Source organism: Streptomyces sp. NP-1717 (assembly GCF_022695985.1).
Lineage (GTDB): Bacteria > Actinomycetota > Actinomycetes > Streptomycetales > Streptomycetaceae > Streptomyces.
The window spans coordinates 26,718-36,910 of the sequence record NZ_JAAPBF010000052.1 but is presented as its reverse complement, the minus strand read 5'-3'; the positions used below and the strand labels follow the sequence as shown (position 1 = coordinate 36,910).

Sequence of the window (10,193 nt, the reverse complement as noted above, 5' to 3'; positions counted from 1 at the left end):
CTACGAGGAGGCGCGGACCCAGCCCACCACCGAGCCGGTTACCTTCGTCCCATGGAAGGCATCACCGCACCTCACGACGGCAGCCCCTACGACGAGGCGGACACCCGGCGCTTCTCGGCCGAGCCCGACAAGCGCCCCGGCCGCACCGCCTTTCAGCGCGACCGCGCACGCGTCCTGCACTCCTCAGCCCTGCGCCGTCTCGCCGGCAAGACCCAGGTGGTGACACCCGGCTCGCAGAGCCAGGAGTGGGACGCCAGCCCGCGCACCCGGCTGACCCACTCCCTGGAGTGCGCCCAGGTCGGCCGCGAACTCGGCGCCGCGCTCGGCTGCGACCCGGACCTCGTGGAGACGGCGTGCCTCTCGCACGACATGGGCCATCCGCCGTTCGGCCACAACGGCGAACAGGTGCTGAACGAGTTCGCCAAGGACTGCGGCGGCTTCGAGGGCAACGCCCAGTCGCTGCGGCTGCTCACCCGTATCGAACCCAAGCGCTTCGTCAGCGCCGACTCGGTGACCCCCGAGATCAGCACGCCCCGGGCCGAGGCGGCGGCCGAGGCCGAGGCGGCGGCCGGCGGGGGTGCCCGACTCGTCAGCGTCGGCCTCAACCTGACCCGCGCCGTCCTGGACGCCGCGACGAAGTACCCCTGGCCGCAGGGCGCCCACCCCACCGACCCGGACTCGGTGAAGTTCGGCGTGTACGAGGACGACCTGCCGGTCTTCGAATGGGCCAGGCGCGGCGCGCCGCCGAACCGCACCTGCTTCGAGGCCCAGGTCATGGACTGGGCCGACGACGTCGCGTACTCCGTCCACGACTTCGAGGACGGCCTGCACGCCGGCCACGTCGACCCCGGGGCGCTGCTCTCCGCGCCCGAACGCGACGAGATCTGGGCGGTCGCGATCGGCCGCTACGTCCCGCACGGCACCGACCCGGACCAGCTCGCCGCCGCGCTCGACCGCCTCATGGCCCAGGAGTGGTGGCCGCACGGCTACGACGGGACGGCCGTCGCCCAGGCCCGGCTCAAGGACGCCACCAGCCAGCTCATCGGCCGTTTCTGTCTCGCCGCCGAAGGCGCGACCCGGGCGGAGTACGGCACCGGCCGGCTCACCCGGTACGGCGCCTCGCTGGTCGTCCCGCGCGAGGCGCGCGACGAGTGCGCCGTACTCAAGGCCGTCGCCCACCGCTATGTGATGCAGCGCGCCGACCAGGAATCCCTCCGCGCGGACCAGCGCATCGTCCTGGCCGAACTCGCCCGGACTCTGACGGCCCGCGCGCCCGAGGGGCTGGACCCGCAGTTCCGCGCTCTCTTCGAGACGGCGTCCGACGACCGCGCCCGCAAGCGCGTCGTCGTCGACCAGATCGCCTCCCTCACGGACGCCGCGGCGCGCACCCTCCACACGGCGCTCACGGGCCGCACCTGACCGCGACGGCCCGCCACCAGGGCTCCCCGCATCCCGCACCCGTCATATTCAGCCAACGGCCGAAGCGGCCGAGCCGCCCCGTCATGGGGATGACGCGTGTAGCAAGGTAGCCACATCAAGCCGGAACCATGCCCGTGGAGCCTCCCCTCTTTCGCCATCACGCTCCGTGCGGGACGCTCACAGATGGCGGCAGCACAACGAGGAGGCATCAAGTGGTCGACGCACATCGGACATTCGTCATCGTCGGTGGTGGGCTGGCCGGGGCGAAGGCCGCGGAAACCCTGCGTTCCGACGGATTCACCGGCCGAGTGATCGTCATCGGGGACGAGGGAGACCACCCCTACGAACGCCCCCCGCTGTCCAAGGGCTTCCTCCTGGGTACGAAGGAACGCGACAGCGTCTTCGTCCACGAACCCGCCTGGTACGCCCGGCACCACGTGGAGCTCCACCTCGGGCAGACGGTCACCGGGATCGACCGCGACACCCGGTGCGTCCACCTCGGCGACGGCACCTCCGTGCGCTACGACAAACTGCTCCTGACCACCGGCTCCGAACCGCGCCGCCTCGACATCCCCGGCACCGACCTCGCCGGCGTCCACCATCTGCGCAGGCTCGCCCACTCCGACCGGCTGCGCCACGTCCTCACCTCCCTCGGCCGCGACAACGGCCATCTCGTCATCGCAGGCGGTGGCTGGATCGGCCTGGAGGTCGCCGCCGCCGCCCGCGGGTACGGCGCCGAGGTCACCGTCGTAGAGCCGCACCCGACGCCCCTGCACCAGGTCATCGGCCCGGAGCTGGGACAGTTCTTCACCGAACTGCACGGCGAGCACGGCGTACGGTTCCACTTCGGCGCCCGGCTCACCGAGATCGTCGGCCAGGACGGCATGGTCCTCTCCGTCCGTACGGACGACGGCGAGGAGCACATGGCGCACGACGTGCTCGCCGCGATCGGCGCCGCGCCCCGCACGGGTCTCGCCGAGGCGGCCGGACTCGACCTGGTGGGGCGCGAGCACGGCGGCGGCATCGCCGTCGACCTCGCGCTGCGCACCTCGGACCCGGACATCTACGCGGCCGGCGACGTGGCCTCCGTCCCCTTCTCGCTGCCCGGCACCGAACTGCCGGTGGACCGGCTGCGCGTCGAGCACTGGGCCAACGCGCTCAACGGCGGCCCCGCCGCCGCCCGCTCGATGCTCGGCCAGGACGTGACGTACGACCGGCTCCCGTACTTCTTCTCCGACCAGTACGACCTGGGCCTGGAGTACTCGGGCTGGGCGCCGCCCGGCAGCTACGACCAGGTGGTGGTGCGCGGCGACGCCGGGAAGCGGGAGTTCATCGCCTACTGGCTCAAGGACCGCCGGGTGCTCGCCGGGATGAACGTCAACGTGTGGGACGTCACCGGCGACATCCAGCGGCTCATCCGCTCCGGCGCCCGCCAGGACCTCGACGCGCTGGCCGACCCGACGGTGCCGCTGGACACGCTCGGCACCTGACCGGCCCTGGCACCCGCGACCCGGCCGCCGCGCCGCCGGTCCGCGGACCGGGCGTGAGGGAGTGTCGGTGCGTCCCCGTAGAATTCTCGCGTGGCAGGCAGGATCAACGATGACGACGTGAAGGTGGTTCGGGACGCGGTCCCGATCGACACCGTCGTGTCCGAGTACCTGCAACTGCGCCCGGCCGGCGGCGGAAACCTGAAGGGGCTCTGCCCCTTCCACGACGAGAAGTCCCCCTCCTTCCAGGTCAGTCCGAGCAAGGGTCTCTTCCACTGCTTCGGCTGCCAGGAGGGCGGGGACACCATCGCCTTCGTGATGAAGATCGACCATCTCTCGTTCTCGGAGACGGTCGAACGCCTCGCCGCCAAGGCGGGCATCACGCTGCGCTACGAGGAAGGCGGCTACAACCCCTCCCACCAGCGGGGCGAGCGCATCCGGCTGGTGGAGGCGCACAAGGCGGCGGCCGAGTTCTATGTGGAGCGGCTCGGCAGTGAAGAGGCCGAGATCGGCCGGAAGTTCCTGGCCGAGAGAGGCTTCGACCAGGCGGCGGCCGAGCACTTCGGGGTGGGTTACAGCCCGGCGGGCTGGGACCATCTGACCCGCTTCCTGCGCGGGAAGGGCTTCACCGACAAGGAACTGCTGCTCGCCGGGCTCTCCCAGGACGGCCGCCGGGGCCCGATCGACCGGTTCCGGGGCCGGCTGATGTGGCCCATCCGGGACATCTCGGGCGAGGTCGTCGGCTTCGGCGCCCGCAAGCTGCGCGACGACGACAACGGGCCGAAGTATCTGAACACCCCCGAGACGGCGATCTACAAGAAGTCGCAGGTGCTGTACGGGGTGGACCTGGCGAAGAAGGACATCGCCAAGGCCAGCCGCGCGGTGGTGGTCGAGGGCTACACGGACGTGATGGCCTGCCACCTGGCGGGGATCACCACCGCCATCGCCACCTGCGGCACGGCGTTCGGCACCGACCACATCAAGATCCTGCGCAGGCTGCTGATGGACAACGGCAGCGCGCGGGTGATCTTCACCTTCGACGGTGACGCGGCGGGCCAGAAGGCGGCGCTGCGCGCCTTCGAGGACGACCAGAAGTTCGCCGCCGAGACGTACATCGCGATCGCGCCCGACGGCATGGACCCGTGCGAGCTGCGGCTCAGCAAGGGCGACGCGGCGGTCCAGGACCTGGTGGAACCGCGCACGCCGCTCTTCGAGTTCGCGATCCGCCAGATCGTGTCCCGGTACGACCTGGAGACCCCGGCGGGCCGCGCGTCCGCGCTGGACGAGGCGGGCCCCATCGTCGCCCGGATCAAGAACGGCGCGTCGCAGCACGAGGTCGCCGTACAGCTCGCCGGCATCCTCGGCATCCTCGACACCCAGTTCGTGGTCAAACGTGTGGCACAGATGGCCCGTTGGGCCCGTGACCGGGGCGGGCGCGGGCCCGCGGGCCCGGCGGACGGCCGCGGGGGCCGCGCGAACGGCCCGCAGGGCTCGTACGACTCCGGCCCTTCCCCGGCCCTCTCCGGCCCCGCGCTCAACCTGCGCAGCCCGGCCCACCGCACCGAGCGCGAACTGCTGAAGCTCGCCCTCCAGCGCCCCGAACTGGTCTCCCCGGCCTTCGACGCCTACGGCGTGGACGAGTTCACCGCCCCGCCGTACGCCGCCGTCCGCCGCGCCGTCGAGGACGCGGGCGGCGCCGAACAGGGCATCGTCTCGGCACCCGAGTATCTCTCCGGGGTCCGCGAGGCCGCGCCGAACGACGCGGTGCGCGCGCTGGTCACGGAGCTGGCGGTGGAGGTGTTCCACGGCAAGACGATCGACGAGGCGTACGCGGGGGAGCAACTGGTACGGGTCCGGCTGCGGGCCGTCGACCTCCGCATCCACGACGTGACGAGCACCCTGGCCCGCCTCGGCACGGGCGCGGACGCCGAACGTCACCAGGCGGTGCAGAACGAGCTGTGGGTGCTCCAGCAGTACCGCCAGTCCCTGCGCAACAACGGCGCGGCGGCGCTCTGACGCCCGCGAGACCGGCCCGGCCGGCGACTGGGGGCGAACCGCCCGCCCGGCGGGCCCCGGGCCGTCGTCTCGTTGCCACTTCCGTCCCACCGGTCCCAACTCCCGCCGTTTTAAACATACTTCGGTAACCGACCGGTTACGCACGGGACTCAGAAAGTCCTCGCACGCCCCTCGTGGCGGCAGTGTGCTGTACCCCACACTGGACAGCGGTGCCTGTGTTCTCGGAGCGCGGCCGGTCCACCCACGGTGGGCCACTCACCCCCGCGGATCCGCTCATCGTGTACGGGACTGACGGCGGCCCGGCCGCCCACGTCCCGCTGCCGCACGCCCCCGATCCGGCAGCGATCACCCTGGAGGCCGCCCCCGTGCAGACCCAGACCCAGACCCTGAACGAGACCGACCTGGTGTCGGCGGTTCCACCACAGAGCCGCGCCGCGCACCACCCCGAGGCGGTCCCCGAATCCGCCCCGGAGACCCTCACCGAGGACCCGGTGGACGTTCCCGAGGCCCCGGAGCGCGGCCCGCGGTCCAGGGCCGACAGCGGCGGGCCGACGTCCGACCTCTTCCGGCAGTATCTGCGGGAGATCGGGCGGATCCAACTGCTCACCGCCGTCGAGGAGGTGGACCTCGCGCGCCGCGTCGAGGCCGGTCTCTTCGCCGAGGAGAAGCTGGGCTCCACGCCCGACCTGGACTCCCAGCTTGCCCTCGATCTCGACCGGCTCGTCGTGCGCGGCCGGATGGCCAAGAGACGGCTCATCGAGGCGAACCTGAGACTCGTCGTCTCCGTCGCCAAACGCTATGTCGGCCGCGGACTGACGATGCTCGACCTCGTCCAGGAGGGGAACCTCGGCCTGATCAGGGCCGTGGAGAAGTTCGACTACGCACGCGGCTACAAGTTCTCGACGTACGCGACCTGGTGGATCCGCCAGGCGATGTCCCGCGCGCTGGCCGACCAGGCCCGTACCATCCGCGTCCCGGTCCACGTGGTCGAGCTGATCAACCGCGTCGTCCGCGTCCAGCGCCGCATGCTCCAGGAGCGCGGCTACGAACCGACCCACGAAGAGGTCGCCGGCCAGCTGGAGTTGACCGCCGAACGCGTCGGCGAGGTCCTGAGGCTCGCCCAGGAACCCGTCTCGCTGCACGCGCCGGTGGGGGAGGAGGACGACGTCGCCTTCGGTGACCTCATCGAGGACGGCGACGCCGCCTCACCCGTCGAATCGGCGGCGTTCCTGCTGCTCCGCGAGCACCTGGAGGCGGTCCTCTCCACGCTCGGCGAGCGCGAACGCAAGGTCGTCCAGCTCCGTTACGGCCTGGCGGACGGCCGCCCGCGCACACTGGAGGAGATCGGCCGGATCTTCGGTGTGACGCGCGAGCGGATCCGGCAGATCGAGTCCAAGACCCTGAACAAACTCCGCGACCACGCCTTCGCGGACCAACTGCGCGGCTACCTCGACTGAAGGCGATGCCGGACGGGCTTCGAGCCCGTCCGGCGACCGAGGCCCGACCGGCCGACCGGCCGACCGACCGGGCCCGGGCCCGGTGGGACACGGACTAGTCCACCTCGGCGACCGCCTGCGCGAACTGCGCCGCGTACAGCCGCGCGTACGCGCCCCGTGCCGCCAACAGCCCCTCGTGCGTGCCCTGTTCGACGATCGAGCCGTTCTCCATCACCAGGATCACGTCCGCGTCCCGGATCGTGGACAGCCGGTGCGCGATCACGAAGCTCGTCCGCCCGTGCGCCAGCCGGGCCATCGCCTTCTGGATCAGCACCTCGGTACGGGTGTCCACCGAGCTGGTCGCCTCGTCCAGCACCAGGATCACCGGATCGGACAGGAACGCCCGCGCGATCGTGATGAGCTGCTTCTCGCCCGCGCTGACGCCCGACCCCTCGTCGTCGATCACGGTCTCGTAGCCGTCGGGCAGCGTGCGGATGAAACGGTCCGCGTGGGCCGCCCGCGCCGCCTCCTCGATCTCCTCGCGCGTGACCTCGCGCGCCGCGCCGTACGCGATGTTCTCCGCGATCGTGCCGCCGAACAGCCACGTGTCCTGGAGGACCATTCCTATTCGCGAGCGCAGATCCTCCCGCGACATGGTGGCGATGTCGATGTCGTCCAGACTGATCCGGCCGGCCGTCACCTCGTAGAACCGCATCAGCAGATTGACCAGCGTGGTCTTCCCCGCGCCCGTCGGGCCGACGATCGCGACCGTCTGGCCCGGCTCCACCGACAGCGACAGGTCCTCGATGAGGGGCTTGTCCGGCTCGTAGCGGAACGCCACGCCGTCCAGCGCCACCCGTCCCCGCAGCTCGTGCGGGCGCGCGGCCGAGGGGGCGTCCTTCTCCTGCTCGTCCGCGTCCAGCAGCTCGAAGATCCGCTCGGCGGACGCGACCCCGGACTGGACGAGGTTGGCCATCGACGCCACCTGCGTCAGCGGCATCGAGAACTGGCGCGAGTACTGGATGAACGCCTGCACGTCGCCGATCGACAGTGTGCCCGACGCGACCCGCAGCCCGCCGACGACCGCCACCAGCACATAGTTGAGGTTGGAGATGAAGAACATCAGCGGCTGCATGACACCGCTGTTGAACTGCGCCTTGAACCCGGCCTCGTACAGCGCCTCGTTCTGTTCCTCGAACGCCCGGGCCGACTCGTCCTGCCGCCCGAAGACCTTCACCAGGGCGTGCCCCGTGTACATCTCCTCGACATGGGCGTTCAGGGTGCCCGTCGACTTCCACTGCTGTACGAAGTGCGGCTGCGAGCGCTTGCCGATCTTCGTCGCCACCAGCACCGACAGCGGCACGGTCACCAGCGCGACCAGCGCCAGCAGCGGCGAGATCCACAGCATCATGCCGAGGACGCCGACGATCGTCAGCAGGGAGTTGATGAGCTGGCCCATCGTCTGCTGGAGCGTCTGCGAGACGTTGTCGACGTCGTTCGTCGCCCGGCTCAGCACCTCACCGCGCTGCTGGCGGTCGAAGTACGACAGCGGCAGCCGCGCCAGCTTGTCCTGCACGTCCTCGCGCATCCGGTAGACGGTGAGGTTGATGACCCGGATCGACAGCCGCGTCGAGACCAGCATCAGCAGCCCGGCCGCGACGTACACGGCAAGCGCCACCAGCAGGACCCGGCCGACCGCGTCGAAGTCGATGCCCTGCCCCGGTGTGAAGTCCACCCCGGAGAGCAGGTCGGCGAGCCCGCCCTCGCCCTCCTCCCGGAGCCGCGAGACCGTCTCCTCCTTGTCCGAACCCCCCGCTGTCTGACGGCCGACGACCCCCGCGAAGATCAGGTCGGTCGCCGAGCCGAGGATCTTCGGGCCGACCACCGAGGCGGCCACGCTCAGCACACCCGCGGCGACCGTCCACCACAGGGTGACCTTCTCGCGCGCGAGCTGCCGCAGCAGCCGCTTGCTCGATCCCTTGAAGTCCATCGACCGCTGCGAGGGGGAACCCGCGCCGGCCGCCATCATGCGTCCGCCAGGACCGCTCATCAGGCCGCCTCCGCCTCGGTCAGCTGGGAGAGCACGATCTCCCGGTACGTCTCGTTCCCGGCCATCAGCTCGTGATGGCGCCCCTCACCGACCACCCGGCCCTCGTCCATGACGATGATCCGGTCGGCCTCGCGGATGGTCGACACCCGCTGGGCGACGATCACCACCGTCGCCTCGGCGGTCTCGCGCGCGAGAGCCGCGCGCAGTGCCGCGTCCGTCGCGTAGTCCAGCGCGGAGAACGAGTCGTCGAAGAGATAGATCTCGGGCCGCTGCACCAGCGTGCGCGCGATCGCGAGGCGCTGGCGCTGCCCGCCGGAGACGTTCGTGCCGCCCTGGGCCACGGGCGCGTCCAGCCCGCCCTCCAGAGCGGTGACGAACTCCTTGGCCTGCGCCACGTCCAGCGCGTGCCACAGCTCCTCGTCGGTCGCGTCCGGATTCCCGTACCGCAGGTTCGTCGCCACCGTTCCCGAGAACAGATACGGCTTCTGCGGCACCAGACCGACCGTCTTGGCCAGCAGCGCCGGATCGAGACCGCGTACGTTCTCCCCGTCCACCAGCACCTCGCCGGCCGTCGCGTCGACCAGCCGGGGAACCAGCCCCAGCAGTGTCGACTTGCCGCTGCCGGTCGAGCCGATGACGGCGGTCGTCTCGCCCGGTCTGGCGGTCAGTGACACATCCCGCAGCACCGGCTCCTCGGCCCCCGGGTAACGGAACTCCGCGCCCCGCACCTCCAGATGACCGTGCCGGCGCAGCACCAGCACCGGATCCTCGGGCGGTACGACACTCGACCTGGTGTCCAGCACCTCCTCGATGCGCTCGGCACACACCTCGGCACGCGGCACCATCATGAACATGAAGGTGGCCATCATCACGGCCATCACGATCTGCATCAGATACGCGAGGAACGCCGTCAGCGCGCCGATCTGCATCCCGCCGCTGTCGATCCGGTGCGCGCCGAACCAGACGACGGCGACGGACGACACGTTGATGACCGTCATCACGACCGGGAACATCAGTGACATCAGCCGGCCGGTCGCCAGCTGCATCTCGGTGAGGTCGGTGTTGGCGCCCCCGAACCGCTTCTTCTCGTACTCGTCGCGGACGAAGGCCCGGATGACCCTGTTGCCGGTGATCTGCTCACGCAGCACCCGGTTCACCGTGTCCAGCCGCTCCTGCATGGCGCGGAACAGCGGGCGCATCCGCTTCACGATCAGGCTCACGGAGATGCCGAGGACCGGCACGACGGCGAGCAGCACCGCGGACAGCGGCACGTCCTGGCCGAGCGCCATGACGATGCCGCCGACACACATGATCGGGGCCGACACCATGAGCGTGAACGACATCAGCACCAGCATCTGTACCTGCTGGACGTCGTTGGTGGTACGCGTGATCAGCGACGGCGCCCCGAACTGGCCGACCTCACGGGCGGAGAAGCTCTGCACCCGGTCGAAGATCGCGGCCCGCACGTCACGGCCGAGGGCCGACGCGGTGCGCGCGCCGTAGTAGACCGCGCCTATCTGGCCGAGGACCTGGACGACGCTGACGGCGATCATGAGAGCGCCGAACTCCATGATGTAGCCCGTGTCCCCCGTCACGACACCGTTGTCGATGATGTCGGCGTTGAGGGTGGGCAGATAGAGCGAGGCGCACGTCTGCAGCAGCTGGAGCACCACCAGCAGACCGATGGCTCTCTTGTAGGGGACCAGATGGGTTCTGAGTAGTCGTAGCAGCACGTGCTGTCTCTCGGGCTCGGCAAGATCGGGGGTCGGACCCCATCCTGCGACA

The 10,193-nt window shown here is 70.6% G+C and carries 6 protein-coding genes; 4 read left to right on the top strand and 2 right to left on the bottom strand.

The window, feature by feature from the left end:
- Positions 1-51: 51 nt before the first annotated feature.
- The 4 genes from GXP76_RS14070 (at position 52) to GXP76_RS14055 (ending at position 6,379) form a co-directional block, all read left to right on the top strand.
- A complete protein-coding gene (locus tag GXP76_RS14070; RefSeq protein WP_242571854.1) occupies positions 52-1,419 on the top strand; it encodes a deoxyguanosinetriphosphate triphosphohydrolase in 1,368 nt (455 codons plus the stop codon).
- Positions 1,420-1,631: 212 nt separating this feature from the next.
- Entirely contained in the window at positions 1,632-2,909 is a 1,278-nt protein-coding gene (locus tag GXP76_RS14065; RefSeq protein WP_242571853.1) for an FAD-dependent oxidoreductase, read from the top strand.
- A gap of 90 nt (positions 2,910-2,999) precedes the next feature.
- Positions 3,000-4,922 (top strand): DNA primase, encoded by a 1,923-nt coding sequence (gene dnaG, locus GXP76_RS14060; protein ID WP_242571852.1) that lies wholly within the window; start codon positions 3,000-3,002, stop codon positions 4,920-4,922.
- 209 nt (positions 4,923-5,131) lie between these two features.
- Positions 5,132-6,379, top strand: a complete 1,248-nt coding sequence (locus GXP76_RS14055; RefSeq protein ID WP_242571851.1) for a sigma-70 family RNA polymerase sigma factor — start codon at positions 5,132-5,134, stop codon at positions 6,377-6,379.
- A gap of 94 nt (positions 6,380-6,473) precedes the next feature.
- On the opposite strand, the gene GXP76_RS14050 is transcribed toward GXP76_RS14055, so the two are convergent.
- Both GXP76_RS14050 and GXP76_RS14045 read right to left on the bottom strand, forming a co-directional pair.
- The gene (locus GXP76_RS14050) at positions 6,474-8,408 is read right to left on the bottom strand and encodes an ABC transporter ATP-binding protein (RefSeq protein ID WP_242571850.1); all 1,935 of its coding nucleotides are present in this window, start codon (positions 8,406-8,408) and stop codon (positions 6,474-6,476) included.
- Positions 8,408-10,141 (bottom strand): ABC transporter ATP-binding protein, encoded by a 1,734-nt coding sequence (locus tag GXP76_RS14045; protein ID WP_242571849.1) that lies wholly within the window; start codon positions 10,139-10,141, stop codon positions 8,408-8,410. Before GXP76_RS14045 ends, GXP76_RS14050 begins: the two co-directional genes overlap by 1 nt.
- Between the last annotated feature and the right edge of the window lie 52 nt (positions 10,142-10,193).